Origin of the sequence: Streptomyces sp. NBC_01142, assembly GCF_026341125.1 — a bacterium.
Classification (GTDB): Bacteria; Actinomycetota; Actinomycetes; order Streptomycetales; family Streptomycetaceae; genus Streptomyces.
In genome coordinates, this window is sequence record NZ_JAPEOR010000003.1 from 1,730,773 (window position 1) to 1,756,338 (window position 25,566).

21 protein-coding genes and 9 pseudogenes are annotated in these 25,566 nt (G+C 67.6%); 19 read left to right on the top strand and 11 right to left on the bottom strand.

What is annotated here, in order from left to right; genetic code table 11:
• The first annotated feature begins 145 nt into the window (after positions 1 to 145).
• On the top strand, positions 146 to 850 hold the full coding sequence (locus tag OG883_RS42065; RefSeq protein WP_266553338.1) for a hypothetical protein: 705 nt from the start codon (positions 146 to 148) through the stop codon (positions 848 to 850).
• 149 nt (positions 851 to 999) lie between these two features.
• On the opposite strand, the gene OG883_RS42070 is transcribed toward OG883_RS42065, so the two are convergent.
• Entirely contained in the window at positions 1,000 to 1,338 is a 339-nt protein-coding gene (locus OG883_RS42070; protein ID WP_266552920.1) for a MerR family transcriptional regulator, read from the bottom strand.
• A gap of 1,154 nt (positions 1,339 to 2,492) precedes the next feature.
• Between OG883_RS42070 and OG883_RS42075 the strand changes: the two are divergent.
• A pseudogene (locus tag OG883_RS42075) lies at positions 2,493 to 2,741 on the top strand (transposase); the annotation flags it as partial.
• A 60-nt stretch (positions 2,742 to 2,801) separates the two neighbouring features.
• Here the strand turns inward: OG883_RS42075 and OG883_RS42080 are convergent.
• Positions 2,802 to 3,206: a type II toxin-antitoxin system PemK/MazF family toxin gene (locus OG883_RS42080; RefSeq protein WP_266552923.1), complete on the bottom strand. Its 405-nt coding sequence runs from the start codon at positions 3,204 to 3,206 to the stop codon at positions 2,802 to 2,804.
• Positions 3,207 to 3,373: 167 nt separating this feature from the next.
• On the opposite strand from OG883_RS42080, the pseudogene OG883_RS42085 reads away from it, so the two are divergent.
• From OG883_RS42085 to OG883_RS42100, 4 genes and pseudogenes are all read left to right on the top strand, one after another.
• Positions 3,374 to 3,825 (top strand): annotated as a pseudogene (locus OG883_RS42085) (transposase).
• Positions 3,746 to 4,705, top strand: a pseudogene (locus OG883_RS42090) (ISAzo13 family transposase); the annotation flags it as partial. The pseudogenes OG883_RS42085 and OG883_RS42090, both read left to right, overlap by 80 nt.
• 140 nt (positions 4,706 to 4,845) lie before the next feature.
• Positions 4,846 to 6,123, top strand: a complete 1,278-nt coding sequence (locus OG883_RS42095) for an IS4 family transposase (protein ID WP_266553303.1) — start codon at positions 4,846 to 4,848, stop codon at positions 6,121 to 6,123.
• Positions 6,124 to 6,140: 17 nt separating this feature from the next.
• Positions 6,141 to 6,871, top strand: a pseudogene (locus OG883_RS42100) (ISAzo13 family transposase); the annotation flags it as partial.
• Here OG883_RS42100 and OG883_RS42105 read toward each other — a convergent pair.
• A pseudogene (locus OG883_RS42105) lies at positions 6,871 to 7,230 on the bottom strand (transposase); the annotation flags it as partial. The pseudogenes OG883_RS42100 and OG883_RS42105 overlap by 1 nt on opposite strands.
• Before the next feature lie 138 nt (positions 7,231 to 7,368).
• Here OG883_RS42105 and OG883_RS42110 point away from each other — a divergent pair.
• The 4 genes and pseudogenes from OG883_RS42110 to OG883_RS42125 form a co-directional block, all read left to right on the top strand.
• Positions 7,369 to 7,698, top strand: a complete 330-nt coding sequence (locus OG883_RS42110) for a hypothetical protein (RefSeq protein WP_266540382.1) — start codon at positions 7,369 to 7,371, stop codon at positions 7,696 to 7,698.
• Complete coding sequence (locus OG883_RS42115; protein WP_266540380.1) at positions 7,689 to 8,747, top strand: integrase core domain-containing protein; 1,059 nt, start codon at positions 7,689 to 7,691, stop codon at positions 8,745 to 8,747. Before OG883_RS42110 ends, OG883_RS42115 begins: the two co-directional genes overlap by 10 nt.
• Before the next feature lie 132 nt (positions 8,748 to 8,879).
• Positions 8,880 to 8,978 (top strand): annotated as a pseudogene (locus tag OG883_RS42120) (IS5/IS1182 family transposase); the annotation flags it as partial.
• Positions 8,958 to 9,244 (top strand): annotated as a pseudogene (locus OG883_RS42125) (hypothetical protein); the annotation flags it as partial. The pseudogenes OG883_RS42120 and OG883_RS42125, both read left to right, overlap by 21 nt.
• A gap of 201 nt (positions 9,245 to 9,445) precedes the next feature.
• Here OG883_RS42125 and OG883_RS42130 read toward each other — a convergent pair.
• Complete coding sequence (locus OG883_RS42130; RefSeq protein WP_266552926.1) at positions 9,446 to 11,131, bottom strand: penicillin-binding transpeptidase domain-containing protein; 1,686 nt, start codon at positions 11,129 to 11,131, stop codon at positions 9,446 to 9,448.
• Positions 11,132 to 11,524: 393 nt separating this feature from the next.
• Here OG883_RS42130 and OG883_RS42135 point away from each other — a divergent pair, with 393 nt between their 5' ends.
• The 5 genes and pseudogenes from OG883_RS42135 to OG883_RS42160 all read left to right on the top strand — a co-directional run.
• Positions 11,525 to 12,730 (top strand): serine/threonine-protein kinase, encoded by a 1,206-nt coding sequence (locus OG883_RS42135; protein WP_266552930.1) that lies wholly within the window; start codon positions 11,525 to 11,527, stop codon positions 12,728 to 12,730.
• Positions 12,731 to 13,400: 670 nt separating this feature from the next.
• The gene (locus tag OG883_RS42145; RefSeq protein WP_266553305.1) at positions 13,401 to 13,745 is read left to right on the top strand and encodes a hypothetical protein; all 345 of its coding nucleotides are present in this window, start codon (positions 13,401 to 13,403) and stop codon (positions 13,743 to 13,745) included.
• 958 nt (positions 13,746 to 14,703) lie between these two features.
• A complete protein-coding gene (locus OG883_RS42150; RefSeq protein ID WP_266552933.1) occupies positions 14,704 to 14,907 on the top strand; it encodes a hypothetical protein in 204 nt (67 codons plus the stop codon).
• A gap of 232 nt (positions 14,908 to 15,139) precedes the next feature.
• Positions 15,140 to 15,395, top strand: a pseudogene (locus tag OG883_RS42155) (LexA family protein); the annotation flags it as partial.
• A gap of 153 nt (positions 15,396 to 15,548) precedes the next feature.
• A pseudogene (locus OG883_RS42160) lies at positions 15,549 to 15,692 on the top strand (IS5/IS1182 family transposase); the annotation flags it as partial.
• Between the two features lie 4 nt (positions 15,693 to 15,696).
• Here OG883_RS42160 and OG883_RS42165 read toward each other — a convergent pair.
• From OG883_RS42165 to OG883_RS42190, 6 genes are all read right to left on the bottom strand, one after another.
• Positions 15,697 to 16,980, bottom strand: coding sequence for a WD40 repeat domain-containing serine/threonine protein kinase (locus tag OG883_RS42165; protein ID WP_266552936.1), 1,284 nt, complete (start codon positions 16,978 to 16,980; stop codon positions 15,697 to 15,699).
• Positions 16,981 to 17,396: 416 nt separating this feature from the next.
• On the bottom strand, positions 17,397 to 17,753 hold the full coding sequence (locus tag OG883_RS42170) for a hypothetical protein (RefSeq protein ID WP_266552939.1): 357 nt from the start codon (positions 17,751 to 17,753) through the stop codon (positions 17,397 to 17,399).
• 66 nt (positions 17,754 to 17,819) lie between these two features.
• Positions 17,820 to 18,089, bottom strand: a complete 270-nt coding sequence (locus OG883_RS42175) for a hypothetical protein (protein ID WP_266552941.1) — start codon at positions 18,087 to 18,089, stop codon at positions 17,820 to 17,822.
• A 69-nt stretch (positions 18,090 to 18,158) separates the two neighbouring features.
• Complete coding sequence (locus OG883_RS42180; RefSeq protein WP_266552944.1) at positions 18,159 to 18,860, bottom strand: DUF4386 family protein; 702 nt, start codon at positions 18,858 to 18,860, stop codon at positions 18,159 to 18,161.
• Between the two features lie 111 nt (positions 18,861 to 18,971).
• Positions 18,972 to 19,148, bottom strand: coding sequence for an ABC transporter permease (locus tag OG883_RS42185; protein ID WP_266552946.1), 177 nt, complete (start codon positions 19,146 to 19,148; stop codon positions 18,972 to 18,974).
• Between the two features lie 145 nt (positions 19,149 to 19,293).
• Positions 19,294 to 19,728, bottom strand: a complete 435-nt coding sequence (locus tag OG883_RS42190) for a DUF4345 domain-containing protein (protein ID WP_266552949.1) — start codon at positions 19,726 to 19,728, stop codon at positions 19,294 to 19,296.
• An 85-nt stretch (positions 19,729 to 19,813) separates the two neighbouring features.
• Between OG883_RS42190 and OG883_RS42195 the strand changes: the two genes are divergently transcribed.
• Both OG883_RS42195 and OG883_RS42200 read left to right on the top strand, forming a co-directional pair.
• On the top strand, positions 19,814 to 20,434 hold the full coding sequence (locus OG883_RS42195; protein WP_266552952.1) for a TetR/AcrR family transcriptional regulator: 621 nt from the start codon (positions 19,814 to 19,816) through the stop codon (positions 20,432 to 20,434).
• Between the two features lie 282 nt (positions 20,435 to 20,716).
• Complete coding sequence (locus tag OG883_RS42200) at positions 20,717 to 22,090, top strand: PQQ-binding-like beta-propeller repeat protein (protein WP_266552955.1); 1,374 nt, start codon at positions 20,717 to 20,719, stop codon at positions 22,088 to 22,090.
• Positions 22,091 to 22,566: 476 nt separating this feature from the next.
• Here the strand turns inward: OG883_RS42200 and OG883_RS42205 are convergent, their stop codons facing one another.
• Positions 22,567 to 23,448 carry a LysR family transcriptional regulator gene (locus OG883_RS42205; protein ID WP_266552958.1) on the bottom strand — a complete coding sequence of 294 codons (882 nt, stop codon included), beginning with the start codon at positions 23,446 to 23,448 and terminating at the stop codon, positions 22,567 to 22,569.
• Between the two features lie 249 nt (positions 23,449 to 23,697).
• Here OG883_RS42205 and OG883_RS42210 point away from each other — a divergent pair, with 249 nt between their 5' ends.
• Positions 23,698 to 24,684, top strand: a complete 987-nt coding sequence (locus tag OG883_RS42210) for a hypothetical protein (protein ID WP_266552961.1) — start codon at positions 23,698 to 23,700, stop codon at positions 24,682 to 24,684.
• A 278-nt stretch (positions 24,685 to 24,962) separates the two neighbouring features.
• Positions 24,963 to 25,376, top strand: a complete 414-nt coding sequence (locus OG883_RS42215; protein WP_266552964.1) for a proteinase inhibitor I36 SMPI — start codon at positions 24,963 to 24,965, stop codon at positions 25,374 to 25,376.
• The last annotated feature ends 190 nt before the right edge of the window (positions 25,377 to 25,566 follow it).

Genomic DNA, 25,566 nt, shown 5'->3' on the forward strand with positions numbered 1-25,566 from the left:
GCATGAAGAACAAGCACCGCGCACGCCAGCACCCCGTCGGGAAACAGGGCAAACCGAACCTCGCGGCAGCCATCACGAACAGCAACGCTGCATAAACGCCAAGCTGAGGGCTTGGGTGGGCAGTCACTTCTCCGACCGACCCGGCATGGATGAAGAAGCGGTCGACGTGTGCCTGCGGCTGCGCCTCGTACCGGGCCCATACGAGTCCGCCAAGTCCGCCCTGCTCAGCCTCGACGACATGGCCTTGCTCGATGTGGTCGACACGATCCTCGGCTGGGAAGACACCGAGGGCATGGGCGGCGACTTTGAAGGCAGGCTCGCCCGCCTCCTGGACCACGCCGGTTCCGTCTACCGCGTCAACGACACCGGAGACGGCCTGGAGGAGCGCATCACGCCGACGATTCGTGATGCGGTCCGTCACACCGTTGCGGAGGCCGACGCCAGACCGACGGCAGGCTCGGCAGCCGAGCACCTCGCCATCGCGTGGCAGGCCGCGTACGGGCTGCACCCCGATCCGGGGAAGGCGTACGGCGAGGCCATCAAGGCGGTCGAGTCCGCCGCGCACGCGGTCATCCAGCCGAACCACGCCCGAGCGACGCTCGGCACCATGCTCGGCGAGATCGGCAACGCGCGGGCCAAGTTCACCACCGCCATCTCCACCTCGGCCGGCAAGGACCCGATCGCACCGGTGGAGGCGATGATGCGCGCGCTGTGGGACGGACAGACCTCCCGCCATGGCAAGCAGACCGGCACCGTGCCGGAGACCCTGGACGCCGCGCGGGCCAGCGTGCACCTTGCCGCCGCCCTCGTGCAGTGGTTCGCCTCCGGGGCCGTGGCCCGTACCCCGTAAGCCACCCGAGCAGTTGGCACCGTCGTGACACCCGGGCTTCGGGCCCTGGTCGGAGGCCTGGTGGCGATATTGCCCGGGACGCTCGTTCCGGGCAACGTGCGTGAACAGCAGCGACGAAGTTGCCGGGAAAGCCGCAGGTCTCAGCCGTCTCAGGCTGCGGCCGTGGGGTTCGCTGATTCGGCGGTGCGGCGGTGTTCGGTGTTGATGCGTTGGGCTTCTTCGAGTTGGTCTTCGAGGATGACGATGCGGCAGGCGGCCTCGATGGGGGTGCCTTGGTCGACGAGTTCCCGTGCGCGGGCGGCGATGCGCAGCTGGTAGCGGGAGTAGCGGCGGTGTCCGCCTGCGGAGCGGAGCGGGGTGATGAGGCGGGCTTCGCCGAGGGCGCGTAGGAAGCCCTTGGTGGTGCCGAGCATTTCGGCGGCCCGGCCCATGGTGTAGGCGGGGTAGTCGTCGTCATCGAGACGGCCGAACGAGTCGTCTGCTGTCACTTGCACCTCTCTGTAAAACGCGTGGAGGGGCCCTGGTGCCAATGGCACCAGGGCCCCGAAGGAACTGCTACACCATCTGCCGGCCCTGGTACTGCGCCGGCCTTCTGTATCCGCCCACCCGACCTGGAAGTTGTCGGGAGTGCGGGGATCGCGGTTGCTTGACCGGAGACCACCTCACTATCGATGTCCTGCGGTACCCGGGCTCAAGACGTCCGCCCGGGCGATCCTGATGGCGCTCGGCTCCTCCGTTCTTCCCTCTGGGATCAATCACTTACCTACTGCTGGTACTGCTGTCCTGCGTACTGCTGGTGATGCGAACTGCTCTATGGCCTGTGACAGCGCCACTCTTCGGCAGCCAGCCCCGTCGCCCGTCCTGCGTCTGCTCTGGCTTAGAACCCCACTGCCGAACTTCCCGGTGCGCGCGTCCGCAGCCGACGCCTTCACCGAGGTGCTGCTCACTTAACTTCACTGCTGGGTACTGCGAACTGCACTTGCGGGTACTGCCACTGCGTGAACTGCGGTCCTGCTCACGGCAGCCCCTGATCACTGCGGGCCACCCGGTCCGGTCGTCAGTCCCGTCGCCGTCCTGCAACAACCCTGGCTTCGAAACTCCACCACCGCACCGTCCTGCGAACTGCAACTACCTGTACTACTGCCCGGCAGTTCGTCTCTGCCAGGCCCTGCTGATCTCGGCTACGAGAGAAACCATAACCACACCACCACCCAATGTCTACTCCGGCTGACATAGATTTCCGCGTGTTCAACGGTGAGGTAATCCACCTCGAAACAGCAGGCGCATGGCTCGTGGCGCGCGGCGATGGCCGGGTGCGCCATGGCGCGTAGCGCTGCGCCCAGCCGCCGGCCGTGAGCCTCGTAGGCGTCGACCGGGCTGGGCGTCGCCTGAGGCCGGGGCACGTGCCGCGGCCCCTCGCCGGGCGCCGTCAGCTGCTCGACGATCAGGGCTGGGGAAGGTCTTGCGCCCTGGTCAGGTAGTCAAGGGACGCGGCTAGACGGGTACGTCCCTCTTCACCGTCTATGCCGATCCACGCGGCGGCATCAAGGTTGGCTGCGGCGTAGCCCATGAGCTGGCGCCGGTATCCGTGGCTGAGCTGGCCGCCTCCGACACTCGGGCCCCCAAAATCCCGCCCCGAACCGACAAGGGCTACGACTACGACCACCTGCGCCGATGGCTCCGCAAGCGCGGCATCCGGCACCGCATCGCCCGCAAGGGAATCGAGTCCTCCCAGCGGCTGGGCCGCCATCGCTGGGTGGTGGAGAGGACCGTGTCCTGGCTGGCAGGCTGCCGACGCCTGCACCGCCGCTACGAACGCAAGGCCGACCACTTCCTCGCCTTCGTCGGCATAGCCGCAGCCCTCATTGGCTACCGCCGGCTCACCAAATGAAACGACGTCTAATACTCCAGCCGTAGATCGTGATCTCGATGGTGAGTGGCGCCTCTCCGCCTACCCGAGTTCACCGAGACGGAGGGCGTCCCTTATCTCGCTGAGCTTCGCGGTTGTCGCCGGGGTCCGTTCCCTCGCCTGTTCGCCGAGACGGAGGGCGTCCTCAATCTCGCTGAGCTTCGCGGAGGACAGGACGCCCGCCCGCTCGATCAGGTCGTCCTGGGACACGGTGGTCAGCCACGTGCAGGGGGTAAATCCCGGGCGCGGGAACGCGAACCGCAGCACGCCTTCAAAGGGCAGTCCTTCCACGGCACCTACTTGCACTTCGACGCCCAGACCGCTGATGTCGACGCCCGCAGGAGTGACGACCTGCATCGCCCGGATCCTGGACGCGTCGTCTGCCGCCAGCAGTACGACCAGCCGCCGCTCGTCGAACTCCACCCACCAGACTTCGCCACGTTGCACATGTCCTCCTGACTCAGGACGGCAGGCGGAACTGCGCGACCCTGACGCGTTGTGGAGACGGGTGCGGCCACCGTTGATCATCGTGAGTTGTGTGGACTGACGAAGAGACGGTGGCCGCAGGTCACAGCATAGAACCCACCCGTTGGCGGGACGCGTTCGAGGGCCTGATGGGCCGGATCGCGGGGCGCTTCGCCCGGGTCGAACCCCGGCGCAGGGCGGCGCGGTTGGTGCTCGGTCTATTGGCCGACCTGCCGCGCAAGAACTGCTGGACCATCGCCGAGTGGGCTGGCGAGACCACTCCGGACGGCATGCAGCACCTGTGGGCAGGGCCAAGTGGGATGCCGATCAGGTCCGCGACGACGTGTGCGGCTACGTGGTGGAGCACCTGCACGACGACCGGGCGGTGCTGGTCGTCGACGAGACCGGCGATGTGAAGAAGGGCACTGGCACGGTCGGCGTCCAGCGCCAATACACCGGTACTGCCGGGAGCTGTACTTCAATAAGTGCTCGGCAGAAGGGTGTTGGTGGGAGTCTGAGATATGACCCCGTGTCTGTCAGGACGCGTTGCCGCTCGTGCTATGCGGGCCAAGTTCGATCAGATCCTGCCGCACTTCGATGAGCGCCGCCGTCGGTTGCACCTGGCCAGTGAGGCGACGGCCCTCGGCCGCGGCGGGATCGTCCGGGTCGCCGCCGCCTCCGGCACCAGCACTGCAACCATCGCGCGAGGTATGGCCGAGTTGGCCGGTTGCTTCTCACCGACCCTGCGGGTCCGGGCTCCAGGTGCGGGCCGCAAGCGGCTGACAGACACCGACCCTGGTCTGCTGCCCGCGCTGGAGTCGCTGATCGAGCCGCACACCCGAGGCGACCCCGTCTCCCCGTTGCGGTGGACCACGCTGTCGTTACGGGCCCTGGCCTCAACCCTCACCACACAGGGCCACCCGATCAGCGCTTCAACCGTCGGACACCTGCTGCACACCCTGGGCTACAGCCTGCAGGGAACCGCGAAGACAACAGAGGGCATCAGCCATCCGGACCGCGATGCCCAGTTCACCCACCTGAATGCCACCGCCGCCGCGTTCCTCAACGATGCCCAGCCGGTGATCAGCGTCGACACCAAGGCCAAGGAATGGCTCGGCAACCGGGACCGGCCCGGTCGCACCTGGCGGCCGGGCAAGAACGCGATCAAGGTGGACTGCCACACGTTCACCACCAACGAGCAGCCCATGGCGATCCCCTACGGGATCTACGACATTGCCAACAACAGCGGATGGGTCAACGTCGGCACCGACCACGACACCGCCCAGTTCGCGGTGGAGTCCATCCGCCGCTGGTGGCAGCACCGCGGACGGGCGGACCACCCGAATGCCGGCAGGCTCCTGATCACCGCCGACTCCGGCGGCTCCAACGACCCCCGCCGCTGGACCTGGAAAAGCAACCTTGCCACCTTCGCACGAGAGAGCGGCCTGGAGATCACGGTCTGTCACCTACCGCCGGGTACTCAATGCCGTTGCTTGAAGTTTCTTGCGGTTTTGCGTGACGGGCCGACCGTTGGGCCGTTGTGTCTAGTGTGCATCCGTGGGCTGGGGTATCTGAGCGAGTGCGGCTGGGCGTGGTTACGCGGTGGGTGACGCCGGAGCTGGTGGACGAGGTCCTGTCGGAGTGTCGTAAGCGGGACTGTCGGCCGGGTGCGCTGCCGGCCAGGTTCATGGTGTATTTCACGCTCGCGCTGGCGCTCTTTCACCAGGATTCCTGCGATGATGTGGCCGAGCATGTGGTGGGCGGCATGCCGGAGTTGAGTGGGTGCATCCCGCACAAGGCCTCGTTCACCCGGGCCCGTGAGCGTCTGGGCCCGGAGGTTCTGCAACGGCTCTTCCATCGCCTGGCCGGCCCACTGGCCCCGACCGGCCTGGCGGGGTCCTTCTACCAGGGGATGCGTCTCGCGGCGGTCGATGGTTTCCTGCTCGACGTTCCGGATAACGACGCCAACCGACGCGCCTTCGGCGGGCCGAAAGACTCCAGCGGGAAGCCGGGCGGGTTTCCGCAGGTGCGGGTAGTGACGCTGACCGAGACCGGCACGCACGCCTCGATTGACGCGCGGGTGGGTGGCTACAACAGCGGTGAGCGCGACCCGGCCGTGGAGATGGCCGCCTCGGCCGCAGGGATGCTCGTGATCATGGACCGCGGGTTCCCCGGGGTTGAGCTGTGGAAGGCGTACGCCGGCGCTGGCTCCCACCTGCTGCTGCGGGCCCGCTCGTGTGTCGCCCGCCGGCCGGTCCGGCACTTGCCCGACGGCACCTACCTGGCCCGGATGAACCTTGGCGGACAGAAGGGGGCTCATCCGGGCGGTGTCCTGGTCCGCGTGATCGAGTACCGCGTGGACGGGGGCGAGGTGATCCGTCTGCTGACCGACCTCTTCGACCAAGACGCTTACCCCGCTGCCGAGTTGGCGGCCCTCTATCACGAGAGGTGGGAGGTGGAGTCCTCCTACCGGCAGATCAAGACCTTCCAGCGAGGCCGGCAGGAGGTCCTGCGATCGGCCGACCCGCAGCTGGTACGCCAGGAAGTATGGGCGCACCTGATCGTCCACCACTGCCTGACCCAGATCATCATGCGACTTGCCGACGGACACGGCATCGACCCGGACCGCATCTCGTTCGTCAAGGTCCTCAAGCACACCCGCCGCAGCGTGGTTCGACACCACACCGATACTCCGACAAAGATCCAAGGGTTCTTGGCCTCGCTGGCGGCGAAGGTTCGCCGGAAACTCGACAACGGCACTCGCCGGCTCCGAGAAGCGGACCGGTTCCTCAAACGGCCCAACTCGCTCTACTCCTACCGACCAAAGGACCAGCCACGCGTCCCCGTGCGCCAGGTGCCCACCAAAGCCATCACGCTCCACGCGACGATGGTCCAGTAGTTAAGCAACGGCATTGGCCGGGTACTTCGAAGTGGAACAAGATAGAGCACCGGATGTTCTGTCACATCACAGCGAACTGGCGGGGGAGGCCGCTGACCAGCTACCAGGTCGTCCTCGAGACCATCGCCGCCACAACAACCAAGACCGGCCTGACCATCGGGGCCGAACTGGACACAGGCAGCTACGACCTCGGCATCAGCGTCACACCCGCCGAGTTCCACGCCCTTCCGATCACGCCCAACGCCTTCCACGGTGACTGGAACTACACACTGTCTCCCGTTCCACCGCGAGCGCCAGACGCGCCGGCAACGACACACCGGACCGACCCGGCCCTGACCGCGATGCTCACCGATCCGGCCCTGACCGGCATGTCACGAACCGCCTTCGAGTATTTGGTGGCGGTCTCGGAGCCTTTCTGGGACGCCTTGGCCGAGGCAGCATTCCAGCGACGCTTCCACCGCCCGCGCAGCTACCGCCACCCACAGACCAGCAGCGTGGACCACACCCACCGGCTCCTGGCAGCCATCCTGCACCGCCGCAGAGCGGTGACCATGACGTTCCTGGCCCAACTACTGGGCGTCAACCGCACCAACCTGTCCATCCAGTACCAGGATGCAAAACGGCTCCTGGACCTGCACCGGATCCACGTCACGCCGATACCCGGATCGCCCGCCCGCACATTGGAACAGCTACACGCCCGAACAACCCCTGCGGAACCCCGTCGCTGACAGTTATTGAAATACGGGCCCCCGAAGTGCCTGTGTACTGCCGGCCCACCCCCGCCGACGTGATGCCCTTCTTGATGAAGCCGGTGTCATCGATGATCAGCACACCCTCCGGACCGAGTCGCTCGCCGACGTAGTCACGGACGTCATCCCGCAAGGCATCGGCGTCCCAGCGGGCACCGCCGAGCAAGTGCTGCATGCCGGCAGGGTCCCGGTGACCAGCCCATTCGGCCAGCTGCCAGCCGTTCTTCCGCCCCACCGGAGCCAGCAGCCCCCGCACGTAGTCCCGCATCCGCCACCGCAGATCCACCCGCCCGAACCGGCCCCCAACACGCACCAGCAGAGCATCCAACTCCGCCGCCCACACCTCAGCCTCAACCATCCCCACCATGCCCTGACAACGACAACAACCAGCTCAGGACACGAAATCGGTATGCGTCTGAGTGAATGAGCCAAGATCGTGAGGAAACACCCAGCCAGGTCTCTGGCCTTCGGGCCTTGATCTGGAAGGTTTTCGATCATGGCAGGAGTTACTCCCCGGAAGCCGCGTAAGCGGCTGGCCCCGTCGGAGAAGTACGAGATGTTCGTGGCGGTGCTCACCGGTCAGCACACGCAGCGCGAGGCCGCGGAACGCTGGGGCGTGGACCGCTCCACCGTGATCGCAGTGCTGCGGTGTGCGAAGCAGAGCGTGCTCGACGGGTTCGCCGCCGCGGTGCCGGGCCGGCCCGGCATGACCGTCGAGCAAGCCGCGCTGGCCGAGGCCCGCGCGGAGGTGGAACGGCTGCGGGCCACCATCACGGAGCAGGCAGTCGCGCTCCATCTGCAGCAGGGAAAAGCACGATGGGCCTGAGCGCCGGCCCCGTCGCGCCACGCGTGCACGCGGAGATCAAGGCCGGGCTTCTGGAGCTGGTCGACCATGCAGGGCGGGCCGGCTGGTCGGTGCGCCATGCCGCCGACACACTGGGCGTCGACCATATGCGGGTGCTGCGCTGGCAGCAGCGCCGCGTGGCGGGACGGCTCGAGGACAGCCCGGCCGGCCCGAACGTTGCGGTGCACGCGCTGCTGGACTTCGAGCGCGAGGCAATCGTCAAACTCGCCGAGGAGTGGGGCGGCACGGACCGCTCGCACCGCAAACTCGCCCACCGCGGCTCCCGCCTGGGCTGGGTCCACGTCTCGGAATCCACCGTGCTGCGGGTCCTGGACGACCAGGGCATCCGCCTGCCCGGCGGCCCGGTACGCGAACACCGCGAGAAGAAACCGTTTCCCGACTGGGCGCTCTGGCGCCCGAGATCAATCTGGATCTACGACTTCACGCACTTCACGGCAGCACGCAGGTGCGCTCTCGCAATCATGGACCTGGTGAGCCGCAAGTGGATCACCACGTTGGTCTCCGCCCAGGAGTCCTCCCTCCAGGTCGAGACCGCGTTCCTGTCCGCGCTGCATTCCGAGGACCTCGGGCACCTCGCCGAGCGCCGGATGCGTGCCGAACTCACCGCCCCCGGGCCACCGCCCGACGAACAGCCCGTCCTGCTGGCGGTCTCGGACAACGGCCCCCAGATGCGCTCCGCGGATACCCGCACCTTCATGGCCGCCTGCCTGATCGGCCAGCACTTCGGACGCCCTCACACCCCCAACGACCAGGCCTGGATCGAATCACTGTTCAGCCACGTCAAGGGCGAGTGGCCACACCTGACCAAGATCCGCGACCCCTTCGAACTCGAGGCCGAACTCGACGCGGTCCACACCGAGTACAACACCGTGCGCCTGCACGCCGGGCTCGGCTACGTCACCCCCGACGACGAGCACACCGGACGCGCCGACGCCATCCGAACGGCCCGCGCCCACGGTCTCCAGCAGGCACGCGAACACCGCATCGCCTACCGTCGGAAACAGAACTGAGAATCCTCAATATCCGTCACGTCCTGGTTGGGTATTTAACCCTGACCTTGGCTCAAAGACTCAGACACACCTCGAAATCTCACTGGAGTATTAGACCGTGTCCTACATGGCCAGTTGACAGTTGTCCTGGGCATGGGGAGTGGACGGCGGGGGTGGATCGTTCCGGACGGCCTGTGGGGGATCGCCAGGCCGTTGTTGCCGCCGGCTTGTGTGCGGCCGCAAGGCGGTGGGGTCGCGAACATCGATGACGATTATAAATCCGGCCACAGGTCCCGGCTGATCTACCGGCTGCGCAGGGACGACGGCCGGCGCGACGGACATAAAGGCTTCTCCTGGCGCGACTACCGGGACCTGCTGATCGCCGCACATCAGCAGCTGGCGGCCCGATCGTGCTCATCTGGGACAGTATGAACGTCCATAACGTATTCCAGTTACGGGAGTTCGCCGACTCACGGGACTGGCTGACCATCTACTACTTGCCGTACGCACCCGACCTCCGGGGCTGCAGGCGGAGCAGGTCTATCGTCAGTAGGTGCCTGCAGCAGGCGGGCGGCCGCCGCACGGCCGCCCGCCACATCCTGCGTCACGCACGCTGTTCGGGACCGCCACCAGGGTGTTGCCCCGCATGGGCGATCAGCGTCTGGAGGGCCATCGGGGCGGCGTGCCGGGCGGCCGGTGCGGTACCGGCGCCGCGGGCGTCAGCTGCCCGCCCGTAGCACCGCTGCCACCAGCGGCCCCGCCGACTTGCCTCCGCGCCCGCCCTGTTGCACCACCGCCGCCGCGGCCAGGTCGCCGCGCCACGCGGTGAACCAACCGTTGGGTTTCTTCTGGCCGTCGACCTCGGCCGAGCCCGTCTTGCCTCCGATGTCCGCGCCCAGGCCCGCCATGGCTTCGGCGGCGGAGCCCGACGTCGCGGTGTAGTTCAGCAGTTCGTGCAGCTGCGTCTGCGCGGACGCGTCCAGCTTGCGCTGGGCCGTCGCGAGCGATCGGTCGTCGACGTCCGGCGAGACCAGATACGGCTGCCGGAAGACGCCCGTCTTGGCGGTGGAGATGATGGACGCGACATTGAGCGGGTTCATCCGTACCCCGCCCTGCCCGATGAGCGATGCCGCCATCTGCGCATTGCTCTGCACCGGCACCGCGCCGTCGAAGCTCGACACCCCTGTCGACCAGTTGTTCAGGCTCAGCCCGAAGACCTGCTGGGCCTGCTTGGTCAGATCGTCGTCGTCGAGCTTCTCGGCCTGCGTGATGAAGGCGGTGTTGCAGGACGCCGCGAAGCTCGAACGGAACGTACCGTCCTTGATCTCGAACTTTTCCACGTTCTGGAACTTCCAGCCGCCGTACGACGCGTACTTGGGGCACGGATGCTGCTTGTCGATCGACGCGAGGTCCTTCTCCAGCAGCATCGACGCGGTCACGATCTTCATCGCGGAGCCGGGCGCCAGGGATCCCCGGAGCGCCGTGTTGAGGCCATGGCTCGAATTGGCCGCGGCGAGGATCTCGCCCGTCGACGGCTTCATGACGACGACGGACGCCCGCTCCCGTTCGCCCACCTCGCGCTCGGCGGCCGCTTGCGCGGTCGCGCTGAGCGTGGTCCGCAGCGTTCCGGGTATGCCTTGGGACACCATCAGCAGCGTCTTGCCGGGGGGCTGGTCCTCGCTCTCCTGCGCGCTCTGCTCACTCTTCTTCGCGCTGTCCCCGCGGACCACTCGCAGCTCGACCCCCGCCGTACCCCCGGCCTTTCTGCCGTACTTCTTCCGCAGGCCGTCCAGGACGGTGCCGAGCGAGGGGTACTTCGCCGTGGTGAGCTCCGCGCCGTTCCGGTCCACTGCCTTGACCGGCGGGTCCCCGGCCTCGCCCGTGACCAGCGTGTCGTCCTCTTTCAGGTCCGGGTGCACGACGGACGGCTGCCAGCCGACCAGCGGCTTGCCGTCCTCGGCCCGTACGACCGTGAGCTCGGAGTCGTAGGTGAGGGGCTTGCTCTTCCCCTTGTACGAGACCGTGGCCGAGACCCTGAACATCACCTTCGGCCCGGACGCCTTGCCGCGGGTCAGCGTCACCTCGTCGATGTGCGCGTCCTTGCGGTACTGGGACAGCGTGGCCTGTGCTGCCGCTGTCCGGTCCGTGAACGCGGCGGCGTTCGCGGCGTCCCCCCGCTGCCAGGCGGTGAGGAACCCGTCGGCCGTGGCCCGGACCTCCGCGGCCGTCACCGGGCGTGCTTTGAGTGTCTTCGCAGTGCCGTCGGCCGTGCCTTCCTCGCCCGGCGCGTCGCCGCTGTACATGCTGTACGCGGCGAACCCCGCCCCGCCCACGACCACGGCGACCACCCCGCCGATCACGGCGGGGTTCGTTCTGCTGCGCGCGGCGCGCTTTCTCTTGCCCACAAGTCCTCCGCTGTTCTCCGCTCCCCAGGCTCCTCACCGAGGCCCCACCCTAGGGGCGGCGGGGGCAGGGACCACTCAGCCCCTGCCGGCAGCACGGTCGGCTTCGCGCTGGCAGCCGCCCCATCATCTGCCCCGGCGGCGTGGAAGGTGTGACGTTACCGGCGCTCCCCGCGCAGTTATGAAGGGACCCGATTGCGCAAGGTCGGGTGTGTTGCCCGTTCCCCCCGTACGGGCACCCAAGCAAGGGGCAGGCCGGGCGTCCCCCCGTCGTCCGCCTGCCCCTTGCTCTTCTACGTGGTGTGGCAGGAGCGCGGGGCCCGCTACACCGCCGGAAGCTCCCATGTCACATCGGTTGGCTACGCCTGTCGGCGTCGCCGCGGTCGGAGGGCGAGTGTGGGTGTGCTGGTTGCGGAGCGGTATCGGCTGGACGAGCCTCTGGGGCGCGGTGCCATGGGCGAGGTGTGGCGGGCCACCGACCAGGCGCTGAGCCGGCCGGTGGCGGTGAAGCTGCTCCGCGCGGACGATGGAGACGCGGCGTCCGAGCGGTTGCGGATGGAGGCGCGGACTGCGGCCCGCCTCGACCACCCCCACGTGGTCAGCATGTACGACTCCGGCTGCCACGATGGCCGGTTCTACCTGGTGATGGAGCTGGTCGATGGCTGGAGCCTGGCCCAGGAACTGGCCGTGCACGGGCTCCTGGATCCCCAGGAGGCCGGCGCGATCGGCGCTCAGATGGCGGCAGGCCTGTCCGCGGCGCATGTTCAAGGCGTGATCCACCGCGACATCAAGCCCGGCAACATCATGCTCACCACCGACCGCATCGTGAAGATCACTGACTTCGGGATCGCGTGCTTCGCCGACGACGCTTCCCATACCCTCACCGCAACCGGCAAGATCCTGGGCACCAGCTCCTACCTGGCACCCGAACGTGCCGTGGGGCGCCCTGCCGTGCCCGCCTCGGACGTCTACGCACTGGGCTGCGTGCTGTACGAACTGCTCACCGGCCGCCCCCCGTTCCTCGGTGAGAACACACCGGCCGTCGTCCAGCAGCACGCCAGCGCCGCCCCCGTCCCGCCCGACCATCTGCGCCCCGAGATACCGCGATCACTGGCTGACCACCTCCTGCTCCTGCTGGCCAAGGACCCGGCGCAACGCCCGACCGCCGAGCAGGCAGCGGGCTGGCTCGCCGCCGTGGAAGCGCACTCGGACCAGGCGCCGCCGTCCGGCACGGTCTCCCCAGGCGGCCCTCCGGTCCCCACAGCCCCGGCGCACATGCTTCGACCGGCGCGTTCCCGGCCCACCGGCAGCAGGACGCCGTCCAAAGCCGTGATCGGTGTCGCCGGAGCGGTCGCGTTCGCCGTGGCAGCCGTCATTGGCGCTTCTGTGACTTCCGGCGACGGCGATCCCTCCTCTCCTCCTCCGGGCAGCACGGCGCCCTCCACCTCTACGCCCCCCAGTGAGGCTCCTCTGTCGGGCGCTCCGTCGGCCACGGCCTCTCCCGATCTGTCGTCATCCGCGTTTGATGACGACAAGGACGAAGAGAAGGAAAAGCCCGAGAGGCAGCGGAAGAGAGGCGGAGAAAAGGGCGGGAAGCACTGAGGGGCGCGGCCGACGCTTGAATACTGGTGATCTACCTCTCTTCGTGCCGACTCGGCACCTACCGTGCCCATGTCTCTCGGAGCCACGCCCCCTTATCGCAGCGTGCGGAGGCCGGGGCATGTCACACCGAAGTCACTGAACTCACCCACCACAGGGGACAGGCGCGACAGCCTCGCGCGGCCGACCGTGCAGCAACAGATAGAAGTTCGCTGCACCGATTCCTCCGGACCAACCGGCTCAAAGCGGTTGACCGTCTTCCCGAGTGGATTCCACACACGCCCGTCGGGCATCCGGATCCCCAGCTGCCGACCGAACAGATCCCGCTGCTCCGGTCCGAAATCCACCCACGTCCCGGCCCAGGTGATCGCATGCAGCAGCGCCCCGTTCTGACCACCATGCGACAACAGAGTCAATCCTGCGGATAATCACAGCATTTAGCGAAACGTCTCCTGGGAGAAGGCCAGAGACGACCGGCTGCGAGCGGACAGCCGTCGGCGACCTGTCCGGCCCGAGCCCGGAACCCCAAGTAGGAATTGGGACACCGGCGTTCGCGGCACAGATCGGAGTGCTGGTCGAGAGACGGGAACTGATATGCAATCGCAGGTTTGAAAAGGGTTTCGTGCACTCGCGCCAGGCAAGTAGGGAAGACATGAGCAATCCCCATGAACCCATGCCGGTAAACGACCCCTACAACCCCTATGACCGTAGCCGGGACGCCCAGGGGCGCAGCCGGGACGGCGCCGGAACATATCGGGCAGCCTTGGCCATCCACACAATCGCGGACATCGCTGCAGGCTTTCTGGGCCTGTGGATCCTGCTGTACCTGCTCGACGCCAATCAGGGGAACGTCTTCGTCGGCTTTGTGCATGCCATGGCCGACTGGCTCGCCGGCTGGTCCCAGGACATCTTCACCATGGAGGCCGAAGGTCTCCGGGTTTTCCTCAATTACGGCCTACCGGCCATGATCTACCTTCTGCTCGGCCATGGGATCGCCGCAAGAGTACGCCGCCTCTGACCGAATTCAGGTAGAGCGCGTCATTTACATCGGTGAGGCCCGTGATCAGGTAATGAAGGAATGTTGCGGGCCTCACCGACGCGGCGCCGTCGGTCGTTCCTGCCGCGCGCCGGATGCTCTGAGGTGACCGCCGCTGTCCCAGCCGACCTGCCCGGCGTCATGGTCACACGCGATGCGCCTACGAATGGCACGATGCCAAGCCCAGTGTCTTACCTCGGTATTCGTGGCGACATGTCCCAGAGTGCGAGACATCACCGCCGGTAAATCTTTGCAGCAGCGTCACAAGGGCTGCGCACCGCCTTCGACGGGTGCCATTAGCGTTACTGGCCGCTCGATCCCGCGTGCGAACTTGAAACAGGTCGTCGGCGTCCCTGGAAGCGCAGCCAGCACAGAAAGACCCCAGATGGACTACTGCTCCTCGTGCCGCCGGAATCTCAATGGGGCACTCGCGTGTCCAGGGTGCGGCACATACGCTCCGGACATTGCCCCGCCTGCCCATCGACTCCACAGCACGTACGCCTCCACCGCAACGGCGCTGGAGGCATGGCGGCCGGAGCAGGTTCCCGCTCCGGAGACCTGTCCCGGCGCTGATCACTCCGATGCCGCACCGATCGGTAGTGGCGAATCCGAAGACGCAATGGTGGATGCGTCGGGCACTGCTTTGTCCAGCGGCCACGGAGGCACCGCCTCCACCGGGCAGGGCCGGGCGGCCAGGCGTCGGCAGCTGGCGCGTTGGAAGAAGAACAAGCGTCGGGCCGTGGCCGCAACGGCTGTTGCCCTTGTCGGCGGCGGCCTGACTATTGCTGCGCTGCCGACCAGCAGTCCTTCCAGCAGCCACACACACGCAGTCTCACCATCGGAACCGGTGACGACGTCCACGCCCCGGACAGCGACCACCGACTCGATGTCGGAGCAACCGGACACCCGGGGTTCACGGCATCCCAGCACTCTCCCACCCATGACAGCCAGCCGACAGCAGAGCACCGCCGTCGCCATACCTCACTACTGCGACGACGAGACGTCAGCCGAAATCCGCCGCCACGACCCAACCCCCTGCGACCCCGAGCGCGACAGCGTCCACCGCACCCGAGTCAGCCAAGGGGACGCACGTTGGCAACGCCGACGCGCCGGCCCCAAAGACGACCGCGCCTGCTTCCACTGAACGCCCCGGCGCTGCAGGCACATCGGTTGTGAACCTTTTGCCGACAACGTCGCCGGTCGAGCCGACCTCGCCGACGCAGTTGTCGAGACTGGCGTCGACCGCCACCGCTGCCCGGCCGCCTCGGCACATGAACCCGAGTCTTACGAACTCGCCGGGTGGTCCCCGCCATTCGGGCACACTGACTCTCGGGGGTGCGTCACTGAACTACGCCAGGATTCTGGGAACCCGTCGGGTTCAAGCAGTCGGAGAGAGCGTGATCGAAGCAGCCATCTGCGATGGCGACGTAGTCACCGTCCGGCGTCAGCAGGTTGCTCACCCGGGGGACATCGTTGCCGCCATGCTCGACGACGAGGCCACCGTAAAAGCGGTTCCAGCGTGATGCGACCGGCCACGCCTGGCTCGTCCCCCACAGCTACCGGTTCCGCGCGCTCGCCGCCGATGAAGCCATCATTTTGGGCAAGGTCGTCGCAGTGATGCGTGCCCTCTGACGCACGCGCCCCGGAAGGGGGGACGGCCGCCGGTCTTCCTCGACGAGGAGACGATGATGCCGCGCCGCCGCTGTGTGACTGGGGCCCTACCTGGCTACCTCCTTGCTGGACGAGAGCACGCTGAAGGACTACGGGGCGGGCGACCGGGCCCAGGTCGTCGAGCAGACCTTCGCCCTGCTCCACCACTTCAAAAGACTCGCCATCCGATGGGAACGCCGCACCGAACTCCACGACGCGTTCATATCCCTGGCCTGCAGCCTCATCTGCTGGCGACGCCTCAACAAGCCTGAATCGTGAGGGTTCAGAAGGGCAGCGGTTCGGCGGTCAGTGACTCGGCGTATCCCAGGGCCCATGCCGGGGACGGTCGCACAGATCGCCTCCAGGTCAGCCCGGGTCCGGCCCCGGACGTGCAGCCAGCTGTGGACGCCCAAGCCGTCTTGGCGTAGCAGCTGGTTGCCAAGCCGTCGAGGAATACCGCACCCATCGAATGGCGCTCCCCACCAGCAGGCGCTTCCGCAAGGGAGTAGACGCGGTCAGTGCGCCCGGCCAGGAGACGGAGCTGCTCGCCGGTGTGGGGGTCCCAAATGTGGACGCCCAATCTGCTGTAGCTCGTGGCGAGGGCGCGGCCGTCCGGGCTGAACCCCATTGCGTCCACAGACCCCCCATCGGTTTGACCTATCAACGTGCGGAGCAGCGTGCAGGCCGGCCCCGTGGGGCCGGGCATCACCCGTGTCGACGGGACGGTGGGCGCCAGGGACGTCGGTCCGCGGTCATGACTGGGGACCGGCACGAGATCAACGGGATTGGGTGGCTTCGGTGGCGCGGAGTCCTGGGCGGCCAGCGCCGCTAGGCCCGTGGCCAGCACCTGGGCGTCCGGCCGATGACCGGGCTCCTTTGACAACAGCCCCATCACCAGATCCTCCAGCTCGCGCGGGATGCCGTGGCGCAGTGTGCTGGGGCGCGGCGGGACTTGTTCCACGTGCTGGCGCATCAGCGAGTAGAGGGGCTGGGACGCGGGGAACGGGTGCCTCCCCGTCAGTAGTTCGAACATGACAACGCCCAAGGCATACAGATCACTCCGAGCATCGACCTCCTGCCCCTGGCACTGCTCCGGTGACATGTACGCCGGTGTGCCGATCACCAGACCAGTTGAGGTCACGACCTCGGAGATGTCGGCGCTGCGGGCGATGCCGAAGTCACACACCTTCACCCGGTCGTTTGCCTGCACGAACAGGTTGGCTGGCTTCAGGTCACGGTGGATCACCCCATGGTGGTGGGCGACTGCGAGGGCGTCGACGGTCTGGCTCGTCAGGTTCAGCACGCGGGGGAAGGGCAGGCCCTCGGGGTTCTGGGCCAGGAGTTGGGCGAGGTCGTGGCCGTGCAGCAGTTCCATGACGATGAAGTGATACGCCTCGTGGCGGCCGGCGTCGTGCACCACCGTGATCCCCGGGTGCTGCAACCCGGCGAGGATGGCCGCTTCCCGCTCGAAGCGCCGCACCGACTCGGTGCCCGACACAGCAAGCATCACCTTCACCGCGACCTCACGCCTCAGCACCGGGTCCCGGCCCAGCCACACCTCCCCCATGGCACCGCGCCCCAATACCCGCTGAAGCGTGTACCGGCCGCCAAAGGTGACCCCGGCCGACGCCAACCCAGAATCCACCAGTAGCTCCGCTTCTCCGGACGTTATGAGGGCTCACACCCTCCTGGGAGAGCTATCCAAGCGTGTCGCCTTCAGCACGTCGAGTGGCCAGGCTTCACGCACGGCGACCGTGGCAGGGACGTTCGTGCACCCCCAGTGCGACCACGCTCACGACTAGGTTCACTGAGACAGAAGGCCGAACGACTGGGTTCGCTGAGTAAACGCCTCGATTGGACGAGAGCGGTCAGCAGCAGTCAGACCAGCTGACGTACCGCTGTTGTCCCGTCTCACCGATCTTTGACAGATCTCACCGAAGTTTGACCGTGGTGCAGTCCGGACCCCGGCGCACGGTGACTTCGTCAGCGCTGCAGCATCTGCCGGGCCAGGGCCAGCGTTACCTCGATGTCGTCGCTCCAGGAACAGATCTCCAGCCATGCCAGGTAGCCGGACTGAGCGAACACCAAGACCTCACCGGGGCATTCCCCGTCCTCCGTGACGATCTGGGCCTCCGCCGCCACCACCGTGCCCGACCCGGACGGTGCCGGCGAAACCAGGTTCCTGTCGAGATCGAAGTACGCGGTGCCGCACCCGCACGTGCACCGATCCCGGACCCGCAGATGGGGGATGTGAGCTCGGAGCGCCACGTGGATGGGGTCCTCCCCGCCGAGAAGGAAACCGAGCACGTCGGCCACGTCGGCAGGGAGTACCTCAGGCATGCCTGCACCGTATCCGGCCTGCATCGTTCCATCCATCGAGATTCGATGAGGCGAACCGCCCCGTGGTCAAACTTCGGTGAGATCGGTCAACAATCGGTGAGACAGGACAGCTGTGTCGTCCACCGCTCCACGGGACACGGCGCGTTGCTTCCGGCCACGTTTCGTCAGACCCCAGGGCTTGAGGATCGAAAGCGTCACCATGAAGACGTACGAGGTCAGGGAAACCATCGGGCCGAGCAGCACGTCGCCGGCGTCGGCCAGCGGGTGGCCGGCGGTCACGTCGGTGTACGCATTGACAATGGCGTCACGGAACCCGAGGAACGTTCCGACGATCATGGCGAGGGTCAGCCAGAACTTCGTCCCGGTCCCGGCGGCCCCGGGAAAAGTGCCCGGGGCCGCGGAACATCAGGTGCGGGCTTTGCCGAGCTTGCGCGTGACCACGATGGCGGCCGTGAGCAGCCAGGCCATCGAGGTGAACCGGCCGATGGGCAGCAGGATCATCATGTCGACGCTCTCGGGCAGCACCGAGCCCAGGGCGGTCAAGTCGATGAGGCCGATGACGACGCCGAGGCCGCCGAGCCAGGTGGGCAGCAGCTTCGCCCGTAGGAGGGAGGCGGCGCCGACGATGACGAGCAGCGCGCTGCCGATGACCACGACGGGGCCGCCGAGCACGAAGAGCATCTGGTGCAGCAGCTGCGCCGCCTGGTCGTTGGTGAGCGTTTCCGGCCGCTCGGCGACCCACTGCAGGGCACCGTTGAGGAACAGGCCGAGCGCGGAGAACAGACCGCCGGCGAAGATCACCAGGGAGTCCTGGGCGCGGCCGACGCTGCGCACCACCGAGGCGAGCCAGGCGCTGAACGCGGTGAAGGCCAGGGCGGAGGTGATGAAGAGGGCACCCGCGAGCCGGATGGCGGAGCCGTTGTCCCCGCGCCAGTCGGTGATCTCCTTCAGCGGTGCGTCGGGCTTGGGGATCTCGGCGTTGAGGAAGGCGCTGACGAAGAACAGGACGATGAACAGCGCGATGGTGATGACGCCGCCGGTGGCTGCCGGAGCGGACAGCCCCGCCCTCTCGCGCTCACCTAAAGATGGGGTGGTCTGAGCTGACATCTCACGTGCCTCCAACGGCATTTCGGACGGGGATGGGGCGGATCGCGGTACGGACTGGGGTTCTGAGTGCGGTTCGGGTGTGCGGGTCCTGGGCCGGGTAAACGGGTTCGGTCATATGGGGGTCCCTTGCTCCTGGGTGATGGCCCGCAGGGCATTGAGCCGGGCCGCGTGCCGAGCCGGGCGCAGGCCCGCCAGCACACCGGCGAGGAGGCCCACCGCCAGGATCAGCCCGAGCCTCAGGGCCGGGAGGGCGAAGGCGCTGGCGCCATCGGTGTCCGAGGCCCGCACCAGGATCTAGGCCATCTCGTCCGGATCTTTCCGGTTGAGCCCGCGTCGGCCGGTGCCGTGCATCGCAAGGCAGAGAGGCGCCCGATTACTGGACGGACTCGGGTGTCTCCACAACACGGCGGGGTGCGGTGCCCAGTGGCGCGGGTCAGGCAAGATCCGGAAGGGACGCCTTGGCTGGCGCACCCGAAGGCCGCCGCTCCCGGGACGCCCGCTCGTCGGCATCCGCCAGCCAGAACCAGACTGGCGGGAAAACCAGCTCGATCGCGGTCAGCGCCACCTGGAACCAGTGCGGCCAGCCGTGCACCGCCAGGGACATCAGCCGCCCCACACCGCCCAGCAGGAACACCGCCGCAAGCCACCGCACCACCTTCGCCGGGACGGGGTCCTGCCGCGCCGCCCACAGCCAGGCCAGCCCGTACCCGGCGAAGATCGCGCCGAAGAACCGGCCCAGGCTGTCCAGAGTGGGTCCGGCGTCAGCCTCGCCCGGAATCGCGGCATTGCCGCCGACCACGTGGAACAGCCCGATCGCCGTGCAGGCGAGGCCCATCACCCATGCGAACCCCCGGAGCGTCTTGGCCACGATTCCACCCCTTAGTTGACGTGTGTCTACTTAGCTCGAGGGTAGCCCTCCTTAGTAGATGCATGTCAAGTAGTAATCTGGGTGCATGCCGCCCCGCCGACGTTTGATCCCCGCCGACCGCCGCGCCCAACTGCTCACCGTCGGAGCCCAGTTGTTCTCCGCCGCCCCCTACGACGACGTGCTGATGGAGGACGTCGCCCGGCAGGCCGGCGTATCCCGCGCCCTGCTCTACCAGCACTTCCCGAGCAAACACGCCCTCTTCGCCGCGGTCTACCAACAGGCGACCGACCGACTGCTGGAGGCGACCACCTTCGATCCCAGCGCCACGCTCGTCGAGCAGCTCACCCAGGGCCTGGACGCCCACCTCGACTACTTCATCACGAACCGCCACGCCGTCCTGGCCGCGAACCGGGTCCTGGCGGGCGACCCCGTCATCCAGACGATCATGACGGACGAACTCGACGCCCTGCGCTCACGCCTGCTCCGTGGACTCCCGCTCGCCGACGAACGCACGCACGCCGCCGTCTCCGCGGCACTGAAGGCCTGGCTCGTGTTCGTCCAAGTCCTGTGCGTGGACTGGCTCACGCGCGAAACCTGCACCCGCACCGAGCTACGGAACACCTGCATCGGCGCGGCGGTCGGCGCCCTGCGCCCCCTGCTCTCCGAGGACCCCGCCCCGGACTGGCCGCCCGCCCTGCCCGCCTGACCCGGCCCGACCGGCAAGACCGGCGGGCCTGGGGCCTGTGCGATGTCGTGATCAGTTGCTGGGTTCTGTCCTCTCTGTGGGGTGGAATCCGGTAGGACATTGGTGGTGACTCGTCGGCAAGTCACCGATCTCAGTGGAAGTTCATCGAGCTCTACCTGCCGATCGGCAGGTTCAGCCCGTACCCCGAACGGCTGCGGGAACAGTTCGAGGGGGTGATCTGCCGGGTTCGCGTCGCACATACGCGAGGAAGCCAGGAAGCCGCTGGACGCGAAAGGTGAAGCAGTGAACGCACAGGGTCACGCCAGACGACAGGGACGGCACGTCAGCCGCCGGGCAGTGCTCGGGGCCGGGGTCGTAGGCGCCGGGGCCTTTGTGGCCTGGAAGGTCTTCGGCGGGGAGGAGGAGGCCATTCCGGCGCCGCCCGAGCGACAGGCGACCTGGACGTACGCGATGGACGGGGCCGCCACCGGGGTGACTTGGCTGAGTATTTCGGGCACCTCTCTCTACGTCACCTCCGACGGCCCGCTGTACGTGCACGCGGTGAACGCCGGAAGCGGACGCGAGCGGTGGGTGGCCGAAGTGACCGGCGGCAAGCAGGGGGAGGCGGCGCTCGGGCCGGTCACGGTCGCCGAAGGGACCGTCTATGTCGCGGCCAGGGGCGGACACGTCAACGCCTTCGCGGACGACGACGGTAGCCGGCGCTGGGCGAGTGAGCCGCTGGGCGGCGGTTATCCGGCGGCGCCCGTGGTGATCGGCTCCACGGTGTGCGTGCTGATGAAGACGGAGAAGTCGGCGGACGAGGCCGGTGGCACCCGCACCCTGATCGAGGGCGTGCTGTGCGGTCTTGCCACGGACACGGGGCGCGTCACGTGGCGGGCCGAGGGGAACCGGGTGCTGCTCGGGGACCGCTCCCACGGACAGCTGATCGCGGAGTCCCGGGGCGGCGAAGGGCTCGTCGCACTCGACGCGGATTCGGGGGACGAGCGCTGGTCGCTGCCGAAGCAGGACAGCGTGGTGCTGGGGACGAAGCTGCTGTACGCGACCGGGGCGGGGAAGGCGAACGAACTGGCCGCGTACGACCTTTCCACCGGGGAGCGGCGCTGGAAGTCACCCGCGCCACCGAAGGAGTCGGCGGAGGGCATCGGCGCGCAGATCACCCTCTCCGCCGACGGGCGTACGGTCTACGCCTGCGAGAGCGGGACCGGAGCCGTGTACTCCTACGACGCCGCGACGGGCGACAGGCGCTGGCGCGCCACGGTCGATTCAACGATGGCTCCCGAAGCGGCGCCGGGCGGGTCCGCAGTCTTTCTGGCTACCAGTGACAGCTGCCGGGCCGCGCAATCCATAGACTCCGGCTTCCAGAACCCCTTCGCCGACGGAGCGAAGAAGGCCGACGGCTATGTCACCGCAAGAGCCGCCTCCGACGGGAAGCAGCTGTGGCGTACAAAATCCAACAGCTGCACCTCCGCACCGGCGTTGGCCGAGGGGCAGTCCGTACTGGTGGCCCACACCTCGGAGTTGTGGGCCTATGACGCCCGTACGGGAGCGGCGCGCTGGCGAGTGAAAGGCGAACCGGGTGCGGATCGAGTCCCCCTGGTCGCCGGCAACAGGTTGTACGTGCTCACGGACGCGGGGGTCGACGCGGTGCCGGCGTGAGGTCTCCGTCAGGCGCAGCGGCAAGTCCCCGTACACGGGTTTGAATTGGATGCAGATCTTTTGAGGGTGTCTGGCACGAGCCTGACCTGCGGGTTCATGATTCACCACGGCTACGCCGCAGCAGTAACGCCCGGCCAGTCGGCGCGGACGCGACCGAGCGGGTGCCGTGGCGCACAGATGGGCAGGTCGTCGGCGACGGCTCGGTGCCGACGGCGGACTCAATTCGAACGAAATCGCAGGTGAGCAAGACCCTCAAAGGATCTGCACCCAACTCACTTCACCGCCGCAGCAACCCGGGGCTTGCCAGGCTCTCCACACCATCCGCGATGAGCCTCCGAGCCGCCACAGCCGACAGCACGCGGCCGCGCGCCGACCGCGCAAGGACACCGTGTACATCGAGGACGCCACCCTGGAGCTCACACGAGACTCCTCTTGCGGTCGAAGGGCAGCGGCTCAAGCTGCGTCGTGCCGCTGGACTACACGTGGCCCTCCACGGATTCGACGTAGGCGCGCACGAGAGGGCTCTCGGCGTTGGTGCGCCAGACAAGGGCCCAGCGGCCTATCGGCGCGTCGTCGATGGGGAGATACTTGACACCGGGCCACGGGTAGTAGTCGGCAGCCTCGGCCTGGATCGCTTGGACTACTCGTCCGGCACTGACGGCGTTCAGTGTCTCCTGCCAGGTGGCGACCTTGGCGCCTCGTCTGATGGGGCGTCCGCTGGGCGTATGGAAGGGAATCAGCGCCTCTTCCCAGTACGCCGGAATAGGATGCTGGGACGAGGGGACCTCGTAGTCGCCGAAATCTTCCATGCATACCGAGTCCCGCTTCGCCAACGGATGCTCGGATCCGACGAGGCAGACCAGAGGGCGCTCACTCAGGACCGGGCCCACGGTGAGGTCGCTTTCGCGGACGGGGAGCCAGAGCAGGGCCAGGTCGACCTCACCGGAGCGCAGCCCGGCGAAGGGCGTCGTGGGCTGGACCTCGACGAAGTCGAGTTCCGCGCCGGGATGGTGGCCGCGGAAACGGGCGTTGGCGGCGGTGAGGATCTGGGCCAGCGCCCCCATCGTGCCGATCTTGAGTGTGCCGTGAATGCCGCGTGCCGCCTCGGCCGCCGCGGATCGGGTGCCGTCCAGGATCTGCTGGTAGGCGGGTTTGAGTTCCGCGTACAGGCGCGCTCCGATCGAGGTCAACTCCACCCGGCGGCTGGTGCGTCGAAACAGCGCGCCGCCGATTCGCCGCTCCTGCTTGGCGATCGACTGACTCACCCGGGCCTGGGTCACATGAAGGCGCTCGGCGGACCGCCCGAAATGCAACTCCTCAGCCAGGGCTAAGAAGATCTCGATGTCTCGCAGCTCCATGTGTCCCCATCCCGGTGCTTCCTGCGCCCGCCGCCTGGTCAGACACCGGACCCGATCCGCGCTCGGCGCCCGGATCGATAAGCGAAAGGTAATCGACGGCCTTCGCAGACGGCTGTTGATCCACCTTTCCGGCGCTGACACCCTGAAGTGGCCGCCCAATCCGGGCGCGATCACCATCGGGAGGGGCGTCCGAAGCCTGAGGGATTCACTTGCCTTTGAAGATCATCGACACAGGGGGATGTTGTGGGGTTGACGCGTACGGGATCGCTGCTGGTGGCGGCGCTTGCTGTGGGGACCGGGGGTTCGCTGACGTTCGCGTCGGGTGCCTCGGCGGCCTCTGCGGAGTTCACGTATGAGGTGACCCGGAGGGCGGAAGGCTATCGGGACATTCCCGGTACGGACGTGGTGTTCGCCGCCGCGGCGGGTGAGAAGTCCTACCTGTGGTCCCGGAACCTTTCGGTCGCTAGCTTCACCCCCCTGGGCAGCGGGGACAACATCGGCTCCACCGTTGCCGTGCGCTGCAAGAACTCCGACGGCACCACCCTGCCTGCTTCCGCGGAGGCAGGTGCGTACTGGGCTACGAACCAGGTGCCGCCGGGTGAGAAGTCGGTGGCGCCCGCGCTGCGCTGGGCGTTCACAGCGCCGACGGCCGGGACGTACAACTGCCGTCTTTCGGTGACCAGTTACTCCAGCATCATTCAGAACGGGCGCAGCGTGACCATGCGGGTCCCGGCGGGGGCGGAGCTGGCGCGCGCCGTGTATCCGTCGGCAGCCCGCTGGACGCTTCCCGCCAACACCACCGTGATCGCGCGTGGAACGACGCACACCACGCTCGGCTACCCGTACACCCCCAGCGGCGGCGACACCATCACCGTCGTCCAGGACGCCGCCCTGACCACCTGCGTGGCCGGCTCATCGATCTGTCAGGGCGGGTCGACCGCCAACACCGGCACACAGGCCGAGACCTGGATCGAGGCGCAGCCACAGAACCCCGACGGAGCCAAGTGCGGCGAACCGATCAAGTCGGCGGTCGGCAAGTGGACCATCTCCAACGCCAAGCACCACCAGACCGCCACGAACACACTGCGCCTCACGAAGTCCCAGCTCGGCGGCTGCACCCAGATCCGCACCACCCTGGAGATCAAGAACGTCGACGGAAACCCCGTCAACCTGCACACCGGCTACGCCCCCGGCCAGATCGCCGCCACCCACGGACTCGCCTTCACCACACCATAAGCAGCCCGGATATGACGCGCGCCGGTCCGCGCCAGCGCAGCAGAAAACTGTTGCGCTACAGCGAAGCACCGGCCCCTCGCCTCTCCCGCGCTTCGACTTGCTCTCTCCGATCGCGGCTCCGCTCGCCACTGGGTCACCCCCGAATGTCGGCATGCGGCACCCCATGGCGCGCCCTCGCGGCCGAGCCCCCCTTGAACGTGCCCGGACTACAGCCGGGCAACGACGGTGCCCAGCACGGGCGCCGCCACATGGCACACCGTCAACCACAGGAGAAACCAGTGAACTTCATACGGAAAACGGCACTCGCTCTGTCGGCCGTCGCGCTGACAACCGCCGGCCTGGCAGCCACCGCGACCCCGGCCGCAGCAGTGGGCGGCTGCGCATCGGGCAAGCTCTGCCTCTACGAGGACCGGTTCTACGTCGACATGGACTTGTCGTCGTCCAGCACCAAGGCGTGCTTCCCTCTCGGCCACTACGGAGAATCCGGCTTCTACGAGGGGATCGGCTCCTACGTGAACAACCTCTCCGTACCCGTCGAGGTCTACTACTACAACAGGTCCTCGGACAATCCGTACACCCACGAGGCCACGATCCGTCCCGGGGGTTTCAGCAGCGACACCTCAGCGGTGATCCGCTTCGGATGGCGTGGCGCGGTGTGCACCGGCGGCCTTAACCCGAACACCGTGCTCTAGGCCGGCTGCCCGGCCTGCCGCCAATGATCGTCGGGGCAGGCCGGGCTACCACCCGGCGGTGAAGCGGCGCGCCCATTGAGGCCCTCTCTGCCGAGGACGGCGTCCGGGCGTTGAGCCCAGTGTTCGCAGGGCGGCGGAGAGGAGCGGCCCGGCGACGTTGATGCCGATCTCGGATTCTCCCCAGTGCTGC